Source organism: Nitratireductor sp. StC3 (genome assembly GCF_003015025.1).
Classification (GTDB): domain Bacteria; phylum Pseudomonadota; class Alphaproteobacteria; order Rhizobiales; family Rhizobiaceae; genus Mangrovimarina; species Mangrovimarina alexandrii.
On sequence record NZ_PYBP01000001.1, the window covers coordinates 826572 to 847002 of the forward strand.

20 protein-coding genes are annotated in these 20431 nt (G+C 64.4%); 9 read left to right on the forward strand and 11 right to left on the reverse strand.

What is annotated here, in order from left to right:
* Positions 1–14: 14 nt before the first annotated feature.
* The 8 genes from C7T96_RS04115 to C7T96_RS04150 all read right to left on the reverse strand — a co-directional run bounded on the left by C7T96_RS04115 (position 15) and on the right by C7T96_RS04150 (position 6237).
* Complete coding sequence (locus C7T96_RS04115) at positions 15–1037, reverse strand: LacI family DNA-binding transcriptional regulator (RefSeq protein ID WP_106569851.1); 1023 nt, start codon at positions 1035–1037, stop codon at positions 15–17.
* A 33-nt stretch (positions 1038–1070) separates the two neighbouring features.
* On the reverse strand, positions 1071–1577 hold the full coding sequence (locus tag C7T96_RS04120) for a DUF3830 family protein (protein WP_106569852.1): 507 nt from the start codon (positions 1575–1577) through the stop codon (positions 1071–1073).
* 224 nt (positions 1578–1801) lie between these two features.
* On the reverse strand, positions 1802–2137 hold the full coding sequence (locus C7T96_RS04125; protein WP_106569853.1) for a RidA family protein: 336 nt from the start codon (positions 2135–2137) through the stop codon (positions 1802–1804).
* Between the two features lie 73 nt (positions 2138–2210).
* Positions 2211–3053, reverse strand: coding sequence for a fumarylacetoacetate hydrolase family protein (locus tag C7T96_RS04130; RefSeq protein WP_106569854.1), 843 nt, complete (start codon positions 3051–3053; stop codon positions 2211–2213).
* A 96-nt stretch (positions 3054–3149) separates the two neighbouring features.
* Positions 3150–3932, reverse strand: a complete 783-nt coding sequence (locus tag C7T96_RS04135; protein WP_106569855.1) for a transporter substrate-binding domain-containing protein — start codon at positions 3930–3932, stop codon at positions 3150–3152.
* Between the two features lie 77 nt (positions 3933–4009).
* On the reverse strand, positions 4010–4783 hold the full coding sequence (locus C7T96_RS04140) for an amino acid ABC transporter ATP-binding protein (protein WP_106569856.1): 774 nt from the start codon (positions 4781–4783) through the stop codon (positions 4010–4012).
* 2 nt (positions 4784–4785) lie between these two features.
* A complete protein-coding gene (locus tag C7T96_RS04145; RefSeq protein ID WP_106569857.1) occupies positions 4786–5451 on the reverse strand; it encodes an amino acid ABC transporter permease in 666 nt (221 codons plus the stop codon).
* 12 nt (positions 5452–5463) lie between these two features.
* Positions 5464–6237, reverse strand: coding sequence for an amino acid ABC transporter permease (locus C7T96_RS04150; protein WP_106569858.1), 774 nt, complete (start codon positions 6235–6237; stop codon positions 5464–5466).
* Between the two features lie 223 nt (positions 6238–6460).
* Here C7T96_RS04150 and C7T96_RS04155 point away from each other — a divergent pair, with 223 nt between their 5' ends.
* The 8 genes from C7T96_RS04155 (at position 6461) to C7T96_RS04190 (ending at position 15213) form a co-directional block, all read left to right on the forward strand.
* The gene (locus C7T96_RS04155; protein ID WP_106569859.1) at positions 6461–7198 is read left to right on the forward strand and encodes a maleate cis-trans isomerase; all 738 of its coding nucleotides are present in this window, start codon (positions 6461–6463) and stop codon (positions 7196–7198) included.
* Positions 7199–7500: 302 nt separating this feature from the next.
* Complete coding sequence (locus C7T96_RS04160; protein WP_106569860.1) at positions 7501–8541, forward strand: ABC transporter substrate-binding protein; 1041 nt, start codon at positions 7501–7503, stop codon at positions 8539–8541.
* A gap of 163 nt (positions 8542–8704) precedes the next feature.
* Positions 8705–9532, forward strand: a complete 828-nt coding sequence (locus tag C7T96_RS04165; RefSeq protein ID WP_106569861.1) for an ABC transporter permease — start codon at positions 8705–8707, stop codon at positions 9530–9532.
* Between the two features lie 11 nt (positions 9533–9543).
* Positions 9544–10320 (forward strand): ABC transporter permease, encoded by a 777-nt coding sequence (locus C7T96_RS04170; protein ID WP_238719741.1) that lies wholly within the window; start codon positions 9544–9546, stop codon positions 10318–10320.
* A 5-nt stretch (positions 10321–10325) separates the two neighbouring features.
* Positions 10326–11387 carry an ABC transporter ATP-binding protein gene (locus C7T96_RS04175; protein WP_106569863.1) on the forward strand — a complete coding sequence of 354 codons (1062 nt, stop codon included), beginning with the start codon at positions 10326–10328 and terminating at the stop codon, positions 11385–11387.
* Between the two features lie 61 nt (positions 11388–11448).
* On the forward strand, positions 11449–12771 hold the full coding sequence (locus C7T96_RS04180) for an amidohydrolase (RefSeq protein WP_106569864.1): 1323 nt from the start codon (positions 11449–11451) through the stop codon (positions 12769–12771).
* A gap of 106 nt (positions 12772–12877) precedes the next feature.
* Positions 12878–14290 (forward strand): dipeptidase, encoded by a 1413-nt coding sequence (locus C7T96_RS04185; RefSeq protein WP_106569865.1) that lies wholly within the window; start codon positions 12878–12880, stop codon positions 14288–14290.
* Complete coding sequence (locus tag C7T96_RS04190) at positions 14287–15213, forward strand: nucleoside hydrolase (protein WP_106569866.1); 927 nt, start codon at positions 14287–14289, stop codon at positions 15211–15213. The genes C7T96_RS04185 and C7T96_RS04190 overlap by 4 nt, the downstream gene beginning before the upstream one ends.
* Before the next feature lie 7 nt (positions 15214–15220).
* Here the strand turns inward: C7T96_RS04190 and C7T96_RS04195 are convergent, their stop codons facing one another.
* Positions 15221–16411, reverse strand: coding sequence for a M20 aminoacylase family protein (locus tag C7T96_RS04195; RefSeq protein ID WP_106569867.1), 1191 nt, complete (start codon positions 16409–16411; stop codon positions 15221–15223).
* An 87-nt stretch (positions 16412–16498) separates the two neighbouring features.
* On the opposite strand from C7T96_RS04195, the gene C7T96_RS04200 reads away from it, so the two are divergent.
* On the forward strand, positions 16499–17242 hold the full coding sequence (locus tag C7T96_RS04200; protein WP_106569868.1) for a phosphoribosyltransferase: 744 nt from the start codon (positions 16499–16501) through the stop codon (positions 17240–17242).
* A 125-nt stretch (positions 17243–17367) separates the two neighbouring features.
* On the opposite strand, the gene C7T96_RS04205 is transcribed toward C7T96_RS04200, so the two are convergent.
* Complete coding sequence (locus C7T96_RS04205; protein ID WP_106569869.1) at positions 17368–17643, reverse strand: HU family DNA-binding protein; 276 nt, start codon at positions 17641–17643, stop codon at positions 17368–17370.
* Between the two features lie 197 nt (positions 17644–17840).
* Entirely contained in the window at positions 17841–20267 is a 2427-nt protein-coding gene (lon, locus tag C7T96_RS04210; protein ID WP_106569870.1) for an endopeptidase La, read from the reverse strand.
* Positions 20268–20431 lie beyond the last annotated feature (164 nt).

Consider the following 20431-nt stretch of genomic DNA (forward strand, 5'->3'; position numbering starts at 1 on the left):
AATACGGCGCGTGTTTAGGTTGTTTGGCCCTGAACCAGCTCCACCGGCAGCACGATGTCGCGGTCCTCGAACTCGCCGTCGTCGATGCGGCGGGTCAATGCGGTCGCGGCCGTGCGGCCCAGTTGCTCGGCAGGAGAGATGACGGTCGTCACCTTGGGAGAGAAATAGCGCCAGAAATTGAACCGGTTGAACCCGGTCAGCATGATCTGATCCGGCAGTGTCAGGCCGCGCTGTTCCAGCACGGTGTGGGCAGCTATCGCCATCTGGTCGTTTGCGGCCAGAATGGCGTTCGGCTTGCCGCCCTGGTCGAGGTAATTGGCCAGCGCCACCTGCACGTCGGCGTCCTTTTCGCTTTCCGACACCAGCACGCGCATCTCCACGTCCGGTCTCGAATGGAGCGCTTCCCTGACGCCGCCGACACGCTCGCTGATCGCCGGCCACTCGACCTGCGGCACGACCACCAGCACCGACCGGGCACCGCGCGAGACCACGTGTTCGGCCAGCAGGCGGCCGCCGCCGCGATCGTCCTGGCGGATCGAACAGATGTCCGGCTCGGCGCGCTGGACGCCCTCCTGGAACAGAACGATTGGCTGACGCAGGCTCTTCAGAAGTTCGCGCAGATTGTATTTCGTCGGCTGGCTGCCCGACAAAAGCAGGCACAGCCCGTCGGTCTCCATGCGGCGAAACGCCTTGGCTTCGCTCAGTTCGTCCGTGAACACGCCCTGTATGGTCAGCGAATAGCCCTGCTCCGCCAACTGGGCGCACAATCCGTCCGCCAGCGCGGCAATGAACGGATCACCAAGGAATTTGCGCTCGTCGTAAAGCACGATGAAGCCGATCGAGAACATACGCGAGGACCGCAGGGCGCGCGCGGTGGCGCTTGGCCGGTAGCCGAGTTCGTCGATCGCCGCCTTGACACGCCGCCTGGTTTCCTCACCGACCAAGTGATCGCGACCGTTGATGACGTTGGACACGGTCATCACCGAGACGTCCACGGCCGCCGCGATCTCCTTCATGGTCAGCTTCTTCTTGCTCATGACAGCGCCTTCACGCCCTCTCCTGCGGACCGGTCACCCGGCCTCGATCCACATCTGCCTGCCGGCGGCGCCCTTGAACCACACGTCCCGGCACGCGGCGGCCATGGCGTCAATGTCGTCAAGGCTTTCGGCCGTGGCGATGATCGTGCCGGGAATCGGTCCGTGCGGCCCCGACAGAAGACTGTTTCCGGATTCGTAGAAATAGGCCAGGTCGAGCGCCAGCTCGCCGTCGGCGACGCCCGGGATCCCCGGTGGCAGAGGCACGCCTTGCGGAAGCGGCAAGTACACCAGGTCGCCGCGCGAGGGATATACCGACAGGCTTTCGGCGGCCGGAACGGGGTCCGGCATCTTGCACAGCGTATAGATTTCGTTGTTGGCGTATTTGGCGTGCCATACCTGATGCCGGACTGGCAGCAGGTCGAGCACGGCCTTGCAGGTCGCCGGCGCAGAGTCCCAGCGCAGCCTGAGCCGGATGGACAAATCCACTCCGGAAAGACCGATGCGCACATGCGTCGGACGATCGCTACCCGTGATTGTCATATGTGATCCCCGTAAAATCGCGACATCTCCATCTAGCTTGTAACTTTAACGATAAATGTACGTATAGTCAAGCAGTTCGCACCAAAACCCAGCACCAGGAAGTCGACCGGCCCGAGACGGAAAGGCCCGAAAACTCCGGCGTCCGCCAGCGGCGGCGGCAGAACGCGCGCGGCGAACGGCGCCGTCGACGTGGCCTTTTTCCACCCGGCGATACCGGGCGGCGCTCAAAGCGGCTTGTAGGCGATCGCCTCGATCTCGACCTTGGCGTCCACGACCAACGGGGAGACCAACGTCGAGCGCGCCGGCGGCGCATCCTTGAAATATTCGGCGTAGGCCTTGTTGAAAGCGCCGAAATCGCGTGCGTCGTCGAGCCAGACCGTGACCTTGACGATGTCTTCGGCCGTGCAACCGGCATCCTTCAGCGACGCCAGCAGACGATCGAGCGTCAAACGCGTCTGCGGGACGATGCCTCCGTCCAGCACGTAACCGTCTTTGTCGAGGGCGGCCTGCCCCGAGGCGAAGACGAAGTCACCGGCCCGCACGGCGCCGGAAATGGGCAAAGGGGTTTCCAAAGGATAACGTGTAATCACGGTTCTCGATCCTGTGTGTGTTGGTTGAACAATGTCGCGACGGTCAGGCCGTGACACGCTGTCGCTGTTCGCCGAGCCCCTCGATGCCCAGCCGCATCACGTCGCCGCCGCGCAGGAAGCGTTGCGGCGTCATCCCGAGGCCGACGCCCGGCGGCGTGCCGGTGGAAATGACATCGCCCGGCTGCAAGCTCATGAACTGGCTGACATAGCTGACCAGTTCGGCCACGCCGAAAATCATCGTCGCGGTGCTGCCGTCCTGAACCCGTTCGCCGTTCAGTTCGAGCCACATCGGCAGAGCCTGGGGATCGCCGACCTCGTCTGCGGTCACCAACCAGGGGCCGAGCGGACCGAACGTGTCGGCACTCTTGCCCTTGACCCATTGTCCGCCGCGCTCGATCTGGAAGGCGCGCTCGGACAGATCGTTAACGACGCAATAGCCGGCGACGTGGTCAAGCGCGCTTTGCAGCGGCACCGATTTGGCCGGACGGCCGATCACCACGCCGAGCTCGACCTCCCAGTCGGATTTGAGCGAGCCCTGGGGCAGCACGACATCGTCGTTCGGACCGACAATGGCGCTGGTCGCCTTCATGAACAGGATCGGCTCGTCGGGAATGGCCATGCCGGATTCGGCGGCATGGTCGGAATAGTTCAAGCCGATGCACACCATCTTGCCCACCCCACCGACACAGGGCCCCAACCGCGGGTTGCCCGCGACCACCGGCAGTGCCCCGCCGTCGGCGATCTCAGCTATCCGGGCCAGCGTGTCGGGCAACAGGGTTTCGCCGGCAATGTCGGCGACGACCCCGGACAGGTCGCGAAGTTGGCCGTCATTGTCGAGCAGTCCGGGGCGTTCCTCGCCCTGCGGGCCAAAGCGCAGCAGCCTCATTGGTAAAATCTCTCATATTATGCGGTTTCGAGGGGATGGCCCGACCTGCCAGCGGCGAGCCAGTCGGGCCATCCGGCTTTCAGGACGTCGACGCGCTCACTGGGCGAATTCGTCGTGCCATTTCTGCTTCAGGCCCTGCTGGTCGGTGTTGATCTGCCAGATGTTCACCAATTGCTGGAAGCCGTATTCGCCCATCGGCAGGGCGTAGGAATATCCTTGCGGATTGAGCGGATTGTCGGGCTCGATAATGGTCAGGTTCATCGCCTCATTGGCGCCGACGACCGAGCGCAGCGTGGACGTGTCGGTCAGGAAAGCATCAACGCGACGGCTGGCTGCCTCGATTCCCAATGTGGAAATCTTGTCGGTCACCAGCGCCTGGATCTTGGCGTTCTTGAAAAACCGGCTCGCAAAGGCTTCGTCGGCCGAACCGGAGATCACCGCCACCGTCTTGTCGGCCTGATCCAGGTCGGCATAGCTCGCAATGCCGGAATCGCCGCGTACGGCCACGCCCATGGTTTCGTAACCGGTCGGTTCGGTGAACAGCACGCGCATCGCGCGTTCGGCCGAACGGAAGATGGGCGCCATCGCGATATCGCATTTGTCGGCTTCCAGCGACGGGATCAGCGTGGCCCAGGTCGCATCGACATGCTCGATCCCGACACCCATCGTCTCGGCGAGATGGGCGGCGGCGCGAATGTCGGAGCCGACCCATTCGCCGCTCGCCGGATCTTTGACGCCCCAGGGTGCCGCTTCGGCATGACACACGCGCAAAGTGCCGTTGTCGACGATCTTCTGGATCTTGTCGTCCGCGGCGAAGGCTGCGGTTGCGCAAATCAACGCCGCTGCCGCCGCCGTGACGAGGCTAAAGGTCTGTCTCATGGTGTTTTCTCCCTTTTACCGTGAGCTGATATGTTTGACGTCCACAATCGCCGGAACCGCCCGTAGGCGGCGCCCGGCTAAAGAACCTTCGACAGAAAGGCCGCGTGCCGCTCATCCTTGGGAGAGGCGAAAAACGTTTCTGGATCGGCGTCGACGGACAGGACGCCGTCGGCCATGAAAAAGACCCGGTGGGCGACTTCACGAGCGAATCCCATTTCGTGGGTCACGACGAGCATGGTCATGCCGCTGGCGGCCAGGTCGCGGATCACCTCGAGCACTTCCTTGACCATTTCGGGGTCGAGCGCCGAGGTCGGCTCGTCGAAGAGCATGATTTTCGGCTCCATCGCCAGGGCCCGGGCGATGGCGACGCGCTGTTGCTGGCCGCCGGAGAGCTGGCCGGGATATTTGTCGACCTGATTGCCGATCCCCACCCGGTCGAGCAGTCTTTCGGCCCGCGCGTTGGCTTCGTCGCGCGAAACCTTCAGCGCCGCGGTCGGACCGAGCGTGATGTTTTCGCGCACCGTCAAATGCATGAACAGATTGAAGCTCTGAAACACCATGCCGACGGAACGGCGCAACTGCTCGGTCTCCTTACGCCGGCCCGGAAGCGTGTAGTCCAGGATTCGGATGCGGCCCTCGTTGATCGGCTCCAGACCGTTCAAGGTGCGAATGAAGGTCGATTTGCCGCCGCCGGAGGGGCCGACGATGCAGGTCACGTCCTTCTCGCGGATTTCCGTCGAAATCCCGCGCAGGACCTCGAACGAGCCGTAGCTCTTGCGGATGTTCTCGACGCTGATGACGACGGGCGTTTCGGCCGCGGCGCTGCTGGTTTCCACTCGGCTTCCTTCCATCATTAGTGTCCCGCCTTGCCCGCGAGTTTCTGGTTGGCGCGGCGCACATAAAGGCTCAGCGGGAAAATCGTCACGAAGTACAAAACCGCGATCGCGGACAGAAATTCGACATAAGCGAAGGTCTTGGAGCCCAGGACCGACGCCTGGTAGGCCATTTCCGCAACGCCGATCGCCGAAAGCAGGCTGGTTGCCTTGATCAGTTCGGAGAGAAAGCTGACCAGCGCCGGCATCATGCGGCGAATGGCCGGCGGCATGATGATGCGCATCCAGATGACTCGGACCGGAATGCCGAGCGCCAAGGCGGCCTGCACCTGCCCGCGGCTAGCGGAATTGATGCCGGCGCGGAATATCTCAGCCAGATAGGCCGACGCGAACAGGCTGAGCGCCAGGATGCCGCTAGCTTCCGCCGTCAGGCGAAAGGAAAACAGCAGCGGCAGGCAGGAATAGACCCAGAAGATCAGGACGACTTCAGGAATGGTGCGGAAGAAATCGATATAGGCGACGGCAAACCGATACGGCCAGCCCCGGCCTTCCAGCTTCATGAAACAGGCGACAAGCCCCAGGACCGTACCGATCGCGAGAGACACGGCGCAAATGCGCAGCGTCACGAGCAAGCCCTGCAGGATGAGAGGGTAGTTGTTTACCAGGTGCTGGATTTCAAAGTTCATCACACCCTCCGCTCATTTCGCCGCGCGTTCGAGACGCAGGGTGAGTTGGCTCAGGATGTAGCCGAGAACGAAATAGATCACGGCAGCCGCGGTAAACAGCTCGATCGGCTTGTAGACCGCATTGCTGATCCTGTTGGTGATCGTCATCAGTTCGCTGACCTGCAACACCGACAGGATGGAGGTCGCCTTGAAGAAGCTGATCGTGAGATTGACCAGCGCCGGGATCATGGACTTCAGGGCCGGCGGCAGGATCACCCGCCCCCACGTCGTGCGTGCCGGCAGCCCCAGGGCGTAGGCGGCCTCCCACTGCCCCTTGGGGACGGATTCGATGCCGCCCCTCACGATCTCGGAGAAATAGGCGCTGGCCTGCAGGGCGATCGCGATCGTTCCGCTTTGCAACGCCGTCGTGTTCCAGCCGGTAAAGACCGGCAGCGCGAAGTGAATCCAGATCAGTTGAACCAGGATCGGCGTATTGCGGAACAATTCGACATAGGCAACGACGACCCAGCGCACCAGCGCCAGCCGCGATTGCGACAGCGCGGCGAGCACGGTGCCCGCCGTAAGGCCGCACAGGCCGGCGATGGCGGTCAGGTAAAGCGTCACCATCAGCCCCTTGGCGAGCGCAAGCCGGTAGTCCCACACGACCGAAAAATCCAGTGAGGCGAGAAGCTGCCAATTGACGTATTTCCAGGCAGCGACGCCGATCAGCGCGAGCGTGGCCATGACGGCGACCAAGCCCCAAGGCGAGCGCTTCTCCTCGACCTGCTCCTCCAGTGCGAACATCATGCCTCCCGTTCACGATCAGGTATTTAGCCTTGATTGAGGTCTTATTTAACGTTAAATGTAGCTGTAAACCCGCTCCCCGTCAAGAGAGCTTCGAAACCCGGCCTTGGCGGCGCGCGGACCGCGCCAAAGACAGGGCGTAAAATGGGTCCCTTTTGGAACCCGAACGCAGCTCCGGCGCACGGAGCAACCAACCGGCCGACCCCGGCCCTCGGAGGACATACGGATGAATGAGTGCGTGCGGATCGGGATGATCATCCCCAGCGGCGGCCCCGAGGCCGACTACTACGCGTTCGAGCAGGCGGCCGACGCGGGCGTGAAGCTCTATTTCACCATCTCGCGGATTGGCGGCGCGCACGGCAACGACCACGATCTGGACGCCTTGCGCGAGACGGGTCAACTCGCCTGGATCACCGAGGCCGCCCAACGCCTGCGCGGCTTCGATCTCGACGCCATCACCTGGGCCTGCACCAGCGGCAGCTTCATGTCGGGAAGCGCGTTCGCCGCCCGCCAGGCCGAGGCGATCGGCCAGGCGGTGGAGGCGCCGGCGACCAGCACGTCCCTATCCTTCGTGGACGCCATGCGCGGTCTCGGCCTGCGCAAAGCCAGCGTTCTGGCCACCTATCCAGAGCCCACCGCGCGCGCGTTCTGCTCGTTTCTTGGCGAGGCCGGACTGTCGGTCGACGCACTCACCTGTCTCGACATCCCTACCGGTTGGGATGTTCCCGCCCTCCCCACCGAGACGATCGTCGAAAAGGCCGTCGAAGCGTTTTCGCCCGGTTCCGACACGCTGCTCATTCCCGACACCGCAATGCCCAGCCTGCATTTCATCGAAACACTCGAGGATAGGCTCAACGTGCCGGTGCTGACGGCCAATGCAGTGACGCTGTGGGGAGCACTGGAACTGACCGGACGCCGGCCCTCGGTGTCTGGGTACGGCACCCTTCTCGGCCGGGCAGTTTAACGGCCGCGCTCCGCGCAGCATCAACGACCGGGCTTGCGCCGACCGCGGCGGCGCCTCCCCGTCCGACCGCCGGCGCGGCCGACGCCAGCGGCAACCCTAACGACGATGGGAGCGATTTCGGTTGCCGCGCGGCCCGGCTGCCACCATGGCGATTGTTTTTTCGATTTTTTGTGCCGTCGGACGGTTTTCCAATTGGAAAACCCGGTCCGGACACGGTTTTGCCTTGCCGCACGCGGGAAGCAAAAATAGTCTTTTTTGCCGCCGTCGACCTCCCGCGGCGAAACCGAAACAGAGGGCAAGACATGATCGGCACCTATTCGCGCATCCTCGCCGGCGCCGCCTGTGCGGCGGCCATGCTGGCGGCAGGCCCGGCAGTGGCGCAGTCCAAGACGCTGACGATTTCCTGGTGGGGCTTCAACGGCGACAAGCTCAACGAGTACATCGTCCAGCCGTTCCAGAAACAGTGCGGCTGCGAGCTGGTCTTCGAGACCGGCAACAATGCCGACCGGCTGAACAAGATCAAGATCCGCAGCGGCGGCGGCGTCGACGTCGCCTATTTCACCGATTCCTATTCGCAGATCGGCATCGAGGAAGGCCTCTTCCAGCCGATCGATCGCTCAAAAATCCCGAATATCGACGGGCTCTACGAGATGGCGCAGGCGCCGCAGGGCGAATACGGCCCGGCTTACTCGATCGGCCGCGTGGGCATCGTCTACGATTCGGCCAAGGTCGAGCCGGCGATCACACGCTGGAGCGATCTGTGGCGCGACGACCTGACGGGTCAGATCTCGCTGCCCGGCATTACCACGACGGCCGGCCCGATGGTCGTCATGCTGGCCGGCGACAAGGCCGGCACCGACGCCTTCGAGGACGACGGTCCGGCTTTCGCCGAGATCGAGGCGCTGAAGCCGAACGTGGTCAAGAACTACAAGACCGGCTCGGAGATGATCAATCTGTTCTCGACCGGCGAGGTGACGGTGTCGCTCGCCCAGGACTTCGCGTTGGCGCAGTTGCAGGCGGCCGTGCCGACCGTGGTGTGGGCCGACCTGGAGGACGGCGCAGTGGCAACGCTGAACACGGTCAACATTCCCAAGGGCGCCGCAAACGTCGAGCTCGCGCACGAATTCATCAATTTCATCCTCGACCCCGAATTGCAGAAAACGCTTGCCGCCAACGGCGTCGACGCACCGGTGGTGAAATCGGTCGAACTGACGCCGGAACAGGCTAAGCAGTGGACCTATGGCGCGGAGATGATCGATAATCTGAAGCGTGTCGACTACGCCAAGATGAACGCCGCCAAGAGGGGCTGGATCGACCGCTGGAACGAAATCTTCGGCATGTAGGGCGGCCTCACACCCGTCCTTGGGTCAAAACCCGCGGCGGATGCGGCGACATGGATGGGGACGGCGGCGGCACCGCCTCCCTTTCCAAACCCTCAGCGTGCCACGGCAGACAGCGTCCACACCCAGCCCGCGACGGCTCTACTAGAACGCGGAAATTTCGACCATGCCCAAACGTTTCGCCGGCTGGATACTCGCCTTCCCCGCGACCGTCTTGGTGGCGCTGTTCCTCATCGTGCCGGTCACCCTAACGATCGCCACCACGTTCGGCGACGGCTCGGGGCCGATCGCGCCCTATCTCGATTTCTTCAACAGCGGCTTCCGCCGCACGGTGTTGTGGCGCACGCTCGAGGTCTCGCTGGCAACGACGGCGATCTCGCTCTTGCTTGGTTTCCTGACCGCCTATGTGGTCTCGCGCGCGCCCGGCCGGCTGAAAAGCATCCTGATCATCGCCGCCGTGTTCCCGCTCCTGACCGGCGTGGTCGTGCGCTCCTTCGCCTGGCTGATCATTCTGGGCAAGAACGGCATTTTGAACAATTTCCTGACCTGGATCGGCGTCATCGGCGAACCGCTGTCGATGCTCTATACGGAAGGGTCGGTCATCGTGGCGATGGTCTATCTGTTCACGCCGCTGATGATCCTGACACTGGTCGGGGTGCTCGAGAACATCCCCGACGACGTCATCCAGGCCTCCGCCTCGCTGGGCGCCACTCCGGTCGCAACCTTCCGCCAGGTCATCTTCCCGCTCGCCGTGCCGGGCCTGATCGTCGGCGCCGTGCTTGTCTTTACCGGGTCCTTCACCTCTTACGCCACGCCCCAGCTCCTCGGCGGCGAGCGTCAGATGATGATGGGCACGCTGATGTACCAGGCCGCAATGGTCAATTTCGACTGGGTCAGCGCCTCCACCATCGCCACGATCATGGTCGTCATCACCGTGTCGGTGGTGCTGGCCATGACCCGCATCGCCAAGCGCCTCAACCCGATGACGACGTGATGAACACATCCATGCCCCGCTCTCTCGTCGCCTTCGCGGCGGTGGTCTATATCTTCCTGGTCGGGCCGCTGATCATTGTGATCGGCGCGGCCCTCAGCGACACCTCCTATCTGACGTTTCCGCCGCAGGGCCTGACCTTCAGGTGGTTCGAGAATATTTTTGAGATCAGCGCCTTCCGCCGTACCATCGTGACCAGCATGCAGCTCGCCTTTTTGGCCACAGGCCTGGCGCTACTGGTCGGGATACCCGCCGCCTACGCACTCAACCGCCACCGCATCCAGCTGCCGTCCTGGCTGTCGACGGTGTTCGTGCTGCCAATCCTGGTGCCGGAGATCGTGCTTGGTTTTTCCTTGCTGAAATCCGTTGCCGTCGGCGCTTCGCTGCCGATCTTCCTGTCGCTTCTGATCGGCCATACGCTGATCGTGCTGCCCTATTGCGTGCGGGTGATCTCGGCCAGCCTGTCCTCGTTCGACTTCTCGATCGAGGAGGCCGCGATCAGCCTTGGCAGCCGGCCGGCAAAGACCTTTTTCACCATCGTGCTGCCGAATGTGCGCTCGGGCGTGATCGCCGCCTTCATCCTGGCCTTCATCACCTCGATCAACGATGTGTCGACCTCGCTGTTTCTGACCGGCCCCGGCATCTCCACGCTGCCGATTCAGATTCTCGCCCATGTCGAGCAGTTCTTCGACCCCACGATCGCTTCCGTATCCGTTTTGCTGATGGTGCTGACCGTCGCCGTGATGGCGATCGTGGAACGCACGCTCGGCCTGACCTTCCTGACAAAGTAGACACGATGACCCAGCCGCTTTCCGTCGAAAACGTCACCGCCCATTATGGCACCACCAAGGTGCTGGAGGACCTGTCGCTATCGGTGGCAGCCGGCGAACTGGTTTCGCTGCTCGGTGCGTCGGGTTGCGGCAAGACGACCACGCTGCGCCTGATTGCCGGCTTCCTGGAGCCGACGGCCGGCCGGATCACGCTCGGCGGCCGCGACCTGACCCGGCTGCCGGCCTATCGGCGCGACATCGGGCTGGTGTTCCAGAACTACGCCCTGTTTCCGCATCTGAGCGTGCTCGACAATGTCGCCTTCGGGCTCAAGCAGCGCGGCGTCGGCTCGAGCGAACGTAACGGCAAGGCACAGGCCATGCTCGAACGCGTCGGCCTGTCGGGGCTGTCGGACCGCCTGCCCGGTGCGCTGTCGGGCGGCCAGAAGCAACGTGTGGCGCTGGCGCGCGCGCTCGTCATCGAGCCGCCGCTTTTGATGTTCGACGAACCGCTATCCAATCTCGATGCCAAGCTCAGGATCGACATGCGGGTGGAGATCCGCCAGTTGCAGCGCGCCAACGGCACCACATCGGTTTACGTGACCCACGACCAGGAGGAAGCGTTCTCGATCTCCGACCGGGTGGCGATCATGAATGCGGGGCGCCTGATGCAGTTCGACACGCCCGAAAACCTCTATCAGCGGCCGGCCAACGCCTTCGTCGCGCGTTTCGTCGGCTTCGAAAACCTGATCGCGATGCGCGTCGTGGCGCGCGAGGGCGACCAGGTGACGGCCGAGGCGGCCGGCGGCACCCGGCTCGAGCTCAGCCAGGCCCGGTTCGGCGACATCCCCGACCGGTTCGTGCTGGCGACGCGGCCAGACGGGCTGTCCGTCAGCGCCGACCCGAACGCGCCGGGCATTCCCGCCAAGCTGGGGCTGCGCACCTATCTCGGGCGCGCCTACCAGTATCAATGCGAGACCGAAACCGGGCGTCTGATCGCCAACGGGGCGCTGTCGACACCGCTGGAACCCGGCAATCCGGCGCGGCTGGTGCCGGTGCCCGACCAGTGCTGCGTGCTCGACGCGGAGTGATGGCCGGGAACAGCCCGTTGATGCCTTCACCTGACATGCCCCAACCCGACCGGGACCACTCATGACCCTGCTGATCACCAACGCCACGCTGCTGCCATGCACGCCGGAGATGCCGGTGATCGAGAACGGGTTTGTGCAGATCGAGGGCGAGACGATCACCGCGACGGGCGCCGGCCCAGCGCCCGCCATCGACGGCGCCGAAACGTTCGACGTCGATGGCGACATCGTCATGCCAGGCATGGTCAACCCCCATTGCCATATGGCGATGACGTTGTTTCGCGGCCTCGGCGAAGATGTCGACGACCGGCTCTATCGTTACGTGCTGCCGCTGGAACGCAAATTCGTCACACCGGAGATGGTGCGGGCCGGCACAAGGCTCGCCGCGCTGGAGCTGATCGCCGGCGGCGTCACCACGGTGGCGGACATGTACTATTTCGAAACCGAGGTCGGCCGTGTGATCGACCAGGCCGGTATGCGCGGCGTCGTCGGCCAGACGATCGCCGATTTCGACCCGCCCGACCACGCCACCATCGACGCCGGCTTCGCGTTGACCGAAGACCTTGTGGCCGAATTTGCCGGCCATCCGCGGGTGATCGCCTCGATCGCGCCGCACGCGCCCTATTCGACCGACATCGTGGTCATGAACCGGGTCGCGCGCTGGGCCGACGCCCACCCCGACGTGCCGGTTCAGATCCATCTGGCCGAGATGGATTCGGAAATGGACTGGTGCGCCAGAAATCACGGGCTTCGTCCGGTCGAATTGGTCGAGAAAGCCGGGTTGCTGCGCAAAGGGTTGATCTGCGCCCATTGTCTGCACGTGTCGCAAAGCGACATCGAGAAGATGGCGCGCGCCGAAGTCTGCGTTGCCCACAATGCGCGCTCCAACGCCAAGGCCGGCCGCGGCATCGCGCCGGTGGAGGCGATGCGGGCGGCCGGTCTGCCGGTCGGGATCGCCACCGACGGGCCAATGAGCGGCAACACGCTCGACCTGTTCTCACAGTTCGCGCCGGTCACAATGTTCCAGAAGCTTCTCGGCCACAGCCGCAAGCCGATGCCCGGTGTGGACGTGATCCGCATGGCCACGGTCGAGGGCGCGCGCGTGCTCGGCCTCGATGCACACATCGGCACGCTGGAGCCTGGCAAGCAGGCGGACCTGATCCGCATCGACATGACGGCCCCGCGCCTGCAGCCGGTCTACGATCCCTATGCAACGCTGGTATTTTCGGCCATGCCGGATGATGTGCGCGACGTCATGGTGGCCGGATCGTGGCTGATGCGCGACCGCACCGTGCTGACGCTCGAACGCAAGCAGGTCTTGCGCGACGCGCTGCAGGTGGCCACGCGCTTCAAGGCCGAGATGACGCGGATCGACGCCGGCGGCTGAACCTGGACCACGACAAGCCGGCCCGCTGGCCGGCCGCCGGCATTGCGCTTGGCCAGCCCGTCCGGCATGGATCGCCGACGCGACCCGCAATCGACAGGAGACGACAATGCCCGCCCCGACCGAACAACTCGATGCCGTTCTCGCGCATATCGACGCCAATCTGGACCAGAGTCTGGAACGGCTTTTCCAGTTGATCCGCATCCCCTCGGTTTCCACCGACCCGGCCTATGCCGACGACTGCCGGCGTGCGGCCGACTGGCTTGCGGGCGCGCTCGCCGAGATTGGTTTTGAGGCGTCGGCGCGGCCGACCCGGGGACATCCGATGGTGGTCGGCCACGCGTCGGCGAAGCCGGGGCCGCACGTGCTGTTCTACGGCCATTACGACGTGCAGCCGGTCGATCCGCTGCCGCTTTGGAACTCGGACCCGTTCGAGCCGACGCTGGTGCCGCAGGACAATGGCGACACCCATATCGTGGCGCGCGGCGCCTCCGACGACAAGGGGCAGTTGCTGACCTTCGTGGAAGCCTGCCGCGCCTGGCAGGCGGTGGCAGGCGCCTTGCCGATCCAGGTGTCGATGCTGTTCGAGGGCGAGGAGGAATCCGGCAGCGCCAGTCTCGGGCCGTTCCTCGACGAGGCCGGCGCGGAGTTGAAGGCCGATGTCATGCTGGTGTGCGACACCGACATGTGGGACGACAAGACCCCGGCGATCACCACCATGCTGCGCGGCATTGTGCAGGAAGAAGTGACGGTGCGCTGCGCCTGCCGCGACCTGCATTCGGGCATGTTCGGCAATGCCGCCCGCAACCCGCTGCAGGTCCTGTCGGAGGCGATCGCCACGCTTCGCGCGCCGGACGGCAGCGTCACGCTGGACGGGTTTTATGACGGCGTCAAACCGCTGCCGGCCGACGTGGCGGCGCGCTGGAAACGGCTTCCCTTCGACGAGGAGGGGTTTTTGAAGGATATCGGCCTGTCTATCCCGGCCGGCGAGACCGGCTATTCGGTGCTGGAACAGGTCTGGGCGCGACCGTCCTGCGAGATTAACGGCCTGTGGGGCGGCTATACGGGCGACGGCTTCAAGACCGTCATCCCGGCCGAGGCACACGCCAAGATTTCTTTCCGCCTGGTTGCCGGCCAGGACCCCGAAAAAATCCGCGCGGCCTTCCGCGCCCATGTGCGCGCGCATGTGCCGGAGGATTGCAGCGTCGATTTCGTGGTCCATGGCGGCAGTTCGGCCACCGTGATGCCCATCGACAGCCCGTTGCTGCAAAAGGCGCTCGGGGCGCTGTCCGAAGAATGGAACTGCGAGGCGGCGGTCGCCGGCACTGGCGGTTCGATCCCGATCGCGACCGTCTTCAAAGACCGGCTCGGCATGGATTCGCTGCTGGTCGGCTTTGCGAAGTTCGACAACCGTATCCACAGCCCGAACGAAAAATACGACCTGTCGAGCTACCACAAGGGCATCCGCTCCTGGGCGCGCATCCTTGCCGCCTTTGCCGCAACGGAGACCGAAAGAGCGTGAACGACACCGCGCCCCGGCCGGTCGTCATCGATACCGACCCCGGCATCGACGACGCGATCGCCATCCTGGCCGCCCTCGCCGCACCCGCCTTCGACATTCGCGGCGTGACGACGGTCGCCGGCAATATCGGCATCGAGACCACCACGCGCAATGCCGGCCGCATCTTGGCGCTGGCCGGGCGCGGCGACATTCCGGTGATCGCCGGAGCGGCCGAGCCGCTGGCGCGCAAGGGATTTGATACCGCCGAGATTCATGGTCGCGACGGGCTCGGTGGAGTGCCGTTTCCCGAACCCCATGCGCCACCGGCCGGCGCCGACGCCGCCGGCTGGATCGCAGCCACGCTGGACGCGGCTGCGCCCGGCACGCTCGATATCCTGGCGCTCGGGCCGCTGACCAATCTGGCGCTTTTGCTGCGAGACCGGCCGGACACGGCCCAGCGCGTCGGCCGCATCATCGCAATGGGTGGCGCCATCGACGAGCCCGGCAATATCGGGCCGCGCTCGGAATTCAACCTGGCCGCCGATCCTGAGGCGGCGGCGGCCGTGCTCGGCAGCGGCCTACCGGTGACGCTGATCCCGCTCGACGTGACACGCCGCGTGCGCGCCGCGCGCGCCTATGTGGCGTCGCTGCGCGCGGCCTCCACCACGGCAGCAACCGCCTCCGCCGACCTGATCGAGGCCTATTTCACCACCACGACGGGCGGCACCAGCCGGCCGCTGCACGATCCCTGCGTGATGCTGTTCGCGCTCCGCCCCGACCTGTTCGACTGCGAAGACCTCACCCTGTCGGTCGATACCGGCGAAGGACCCGACGCCGGCGCGCTGGCGCCCGGCAAGGCGGACGCGCCCAGCGTGACGGTGGCGCTGCGCGTCGACGCCGACCAGGCGCTGGCGCTGCTTGCCGACATGCTTGGGAAACGCTGAGGCGGGCTCAGTCGGCTGCCAGTTCGATTTCCACCAGCCGGGTCCAGAAGGCGACGCCGGAGGCAATCGCGGCGTCGTTGAAATCGTAGCGGCTGTTGTGATGGAGCGCATCGTTTTCGGCCGGTCCGTTGCCGAGCCAGACATAGGCGCCCGGCACCACGGCGGAAAAATGCGCAAAGTCGTCGCCGGCCGTCGACGGGGCGAAGGTGTTCACGATCCGCCCGGCACCCAGCGCCAATTCGGCCGCACGCCGGGCACGCCGCGTCGTTTCGGGATCGTTCATCACCGGCGGGATCTGCCTGATGTAGCGGTAATCGACCTCGATGCCGAACATCGACGCGACGCCGCGCGCGAACACGCCGATCTCTTCCTCGAGCAGGTCGCGGGTCTCCGGCGTGTAGGCGCGGGTGGTGCCGCCGATACGCACTTCGTCGGGAATGACGTTAAGGGCGTCGAAATCGCCGGCCGAAAGCGCGCAGGCACTGACCACGGCCGGCTGCAACGGGTCGACACGGCGCGCCACGATCGATTGGACCGCTGACAGGAAATGGCCGGCGGCGGTGACGGCGTCGCGTCCGAAATGCGGCTTGGCGCCATGCGTGCCCTTGCCCCGGAAGGTCAGCGTCCAGCGGTCGGAACTGGCCAGTTGCGGGCCTTCGACCGCCGCGATCTGATCGGTGGCAAGCCCCGGCATGTTGTGCAGGCCGTAGACGGCATCGACCGGAAAGCGATCGAAGAACCCGTCCTCGATCATCGCCTTGGCACCGCCCCGGCCCTCCTCGGCCGGCTGGAAGACGAAATGCACGGTGCCGGCAAGATCGGGATGGTTTGCAAGCGCACGCGCCGCCCCCAGCAGCATGACCGTGTGCCCGTCATGGCCGCACGCATGCATGCGCCCTTCGATCGTCGAACGGTAGGGCCGCTCGTCGGCCGTTGCCGCCTCGCCCATGGCAAGTGCGTCCATGTCGGCGCGCAAGGCGATACGCCGTCCGCCCGCACCGCGCGACAGCGTGCCGACGACGCCGGTCCTGCCCAGGCCGGCGTGAACCGCCAGGCCCGCCTCGTTCAGGATGCGGCGAACGAGTGCACTGGTGCGCTCCTCCTCGAAACCGAGTTCCGGATGGGCGTGGAGATCGCGCCTCAAGCGGGTGAGAAAGGCGATTTCGTCCTCGCCGGCATGGTTTTCCGCTCCCGTCATCCCTAAACTCCATCCGCCGTGGGCCGACCCGGTCGCGCCGCGCAAAACCTTGTTTCGAGGTCTTTTTTTGCAACAGAAAGGACGCGATTGCCACTGAAACCGCACGAATTCTGGCAGGAACTCTATCCGCCGGGCTTTTTTGCCTGCAAGGCGCAGACGCGCCACGACACGCTTTATCCGGCGGTATTGCCCGACGGGTGCCAGATCGCGCTGCCGATCCGCCCCCTGCCCGGCAAAAGCCGGCTCGCGGTGGCTTCGCTAATCGTCAATCAGGCGAGTTTTGTCGTCGAGGAGGCGCTGGCCGGGCACATGATCGACGCCATACGCCCGTTCAAGCCCGAGATCGTCGTCGGCGTGCCGACCCTCGGCCTGCCGCTCGCCCACGCGGTGGCGCGCGGCCTCGGCCACAGCCGCATGGTCGCGCTCGGAACCTCGCGGAAATTCTGGTATGATGACGCGCTCTCGGAACCGCTCGCCTCGATCACCAGTCCGGGACACACGCGAAATCTCTATCTCGATCCGCGCCTGCTGCCACTTCTGCAAGGCAGGCGGGTCGCGGTCGTCGACGACGCGATCTCGACCGGCCGCTCCACGGCGGCCGTGGTCAAGCTGCTCGGCAAGGCAGGAACAAGGCCGGTCGTGCTCGCCTATGCCATGCTTCAGACCGCACGCTGGCAGACCGAGCTTGAAACGCTCGAAGCCGGTCTTTGCCGACGGGTGCGCGGCGCGTTTGAAACACCGCTGCTGGAGGCCGTGGGAGACGGAGGCTGGCGTGCGCTCGACACAGCCTCCGAAGCCCGGGCTCTGTCATCAGACCCCCACAATGAATGAAGCCGGGACGTGCCCGGCTTCATTGATCGTCCCCCGACAAAACCGACGAGAAGCAACCAGGCTCCACCCCGCTCCCGGCATCCGCTGCTCGGCGGGCTTTCCGGCGGACACCGCGCCGCAAAAGCCTAGCTGTTGACGGCGTCCTTGAGGCCTTTGCCGGCCGAGAATTTCGGGACGTTGCGGGCCGGAATCTGAACCGGCTGGCCGGTCTGCGGATTGCGTCCGGTGGACGCCTCGCGCCGGGACACTTCGAAATTGCCGAAGCCGATCAGACGGACGTCACCGCCATTTTTCAGTTCGCCGGTGATCACCGAGAATACGGCTTCGACGGCCGATTGCGCGTCTCCCTTGGAGAGGTTCGCCGCCTCGGCCACGGCCGATACGAGTTCGTTCTTGTTCATGAAATCCTCATTCGTTCAAAAACCGCATTTATGGCGACTCAACCCGCCGCGCCCGAACTCTAGTGACAAGTAAGGCCCCAACCAAGCAGCAAATCGGCTAAAGACCGCATTTGCGGGGTTTTTCGATCGTTTTCCAACGAAAAGCCGGGCAAGAGGGCCCGGCTTTCCTTGTTCTACAGTCGCCTCGGCGGCGAGGACTAATGCGCCAGGTTCTGCGCACCCGCCTCGTCGGCCTTGGCCTTGGCCGCCTCCGCGGGTTCGGCCGGCTCGGTCCATTCGATCGGCTCGGGCATCTTCATGAGCGCATGCTCGAGCACCTCGCCGACGCGGGCGACCGGAATGATCTCCAGACCGCTTTTGACGTTGTCGGGGATCTCGGCCAGGTCCTTGGCGTTTTCCTCCGGGATCAGCACCTTCTTGATGCCGCCGCGCAGGGCCGCCAGAAGCTTTTCCTTGAGCCCGCCGATCGGCAGCACGTGGCCGCGCAGGGTGATCTCGCCGGTCATGGCAACCTCCTTACGCACCGGAATGCCGGTCAGCACCGACACGATCGCCGTGACCATGGCCACCCCCGCCGACGGACCGTCCTTGGGCGTTGCGCCTTCCGGCACGTGGACGTGGATGTCGCGCTTGTCGAAAACAGGCGGCTCGACGCCGAAATCGACCGCACGCGAGCGCACATAAGACGCCGCGGCCGAGATCGATTCCTTCATGACGTCGCGCAGATTGCCGGTCACGGTCATCTTGCCCTTGCCGGGCATCATCACGCCTTCGATCGTCAACAGCTCGCCGCCAACCTCGGTCCAGGCGAGGCCTGTGACCACACCGATCTGATCCTCACCCTCGGCCTGACCGAACCGGTAGCGCGGCACACCGAGATAGTCGGCGAGATTGTCCGATGTCACCTCGACTGATTTCGCGTCGGTCTTGAGGATCTCGGTTACAGCCTTGCGGGCGAGCTTCATCAGTTCCCGCTCGAGATTGCGCACGCCGGCTTCCCGCGTATAGGTGCGGATCGTCAGGCGGATGGCCTCGTCGTCGACCGAAAACTCCTTCGGCTGCAGCGCGTGATCGCGGATCGCCTTGGGCAACAGGTGGCGCTTGGCGATCTCGACCTTCTCATCCTCGGTGTAACCGGCGATACGGATGATTTCCATGCGGTCCATCAAGGCCGGCGGGATGTTGAGCGTGTTGGCTGTGGTCACGAACATCACGCTCGACAGATCGTATTCGACCTCCAGATAGTGGTCCATGAAGGTCGAATTCTGCTCGGGATCGAGCACCTCCAGCAGGGCCGAAGACGGATCGCCGCGGAAATCCATGCCCATCTTGTCGATCTCGTCGAGCAGGAAAAGCGGGTTGGACTTCTTCGCCTTCTTCATCGACTGGATGACCTTGCCGGGCATCGAGCCGATATAGGTGCGGCGATGGCCGCGGATTTCGGCCTCGTCGCGCACGCCGCCTAGCGCCATGCGGATGAACTCACGACCGGTCGCCTTGGCGATCGACTTGCCAAGCGAGGTCTTGCCGACGCCGGGCGGGCCGACGAGGCACAGAATCGGACCCTTGAGCTTCTTCTGCCGGCTCTGCACGGCGAGATATTCGACAATCCGCTCCTTGACCTTCTCAAGCCCGTAATGATCGGTGTCGAGCACCTCCTGGGCGAAATGCAGATCCTGCTTGACGCGGGAGTTCTTGCCCCACGGGATCGACAGCAGCCAATCGAGATAGTTGCGCACGACGGTGGCCTCGGCCGACATCGGCGACATGGTGCGCAGCTTCTTCAGCTCCGCGCTCGCCTTCTCGCGCGCTTCCTTCGACAGCTTGGTCTTCTTGATGCGCTCCTCGAGCTCGGCCATCTCGTCGCGGCCGTCCTCGCCCTCGCCGAGCTCCTTCTGGATCGCCTTCATCTGCTCGTTGAGGTAATATTCGCGCTGCGTCTTCTCCATCTGGCGCTTGACGCGGCTGCGGATGCGCTTTTCGACCTGGAGCACCGAAATCTCGGCCTCCATGAAGCCCATCGCTTTTTCCAGGCGCTCGCGCACGGCAAGCGTTGCCAGCATTTCCTGCTTTTCGGGGATCTTGATGGCCAGATGCGACGCGATCGTGTCGGCAAGCTTGGAATAATCCTCGATCTGGCTGGCGGCGCCAACCACTTCGGGCGAAATCTTCTTGTTCAGCTTGACGTAATTTTCGAAGTCGGCGACCACCGAGCGCGCCAGCGCCTCGATCTCAACCTCTTCTTCCTCGGGCTCGGCCAGCATTTCGGCGCGAACCTCGTGGAAGTCGCCGCGATCGGTGAATTCGGTGATGCGCGCGCGCGAGGCGCCCTCCACCAGCACCTTCACGGTGCCGTCGGGCAGTTTGAGAAGCTGCAACACGTTCGCCAGCGTGCCGACCTCGTAGATCGCGTCGGGCGCGGGATCGTCATCGGCGGCATTCATCTGGGTTGCGAGCAATATCTGCTTGTCAGCGCCCATCACGTCTTCGAGCGCCTTGATGGACTTTTCGCGTCCGACGAAAAGCGGCACGATCATGTGCGGGAACACCACGATGTCGCGCAGGGGGAGGACGGCGTAAACACCGCCGGGGGCAGAGCCGGTGGGCGCTGGGGCTGTGGTCATAGTCTTGCCTTTCATTCCGCGGCCACCCTTAAGCCAACCGCGAATCCTATTGTAACGGCACCGACCCGTTCCGCCTATCTCTGCTTCGCGCCACGCGAAGCCCAAGCACGGTCGGATGAGGCGCCGTCTCGTCCTATCTTAGTTGGAGGCCCGGCAGTCAAAGA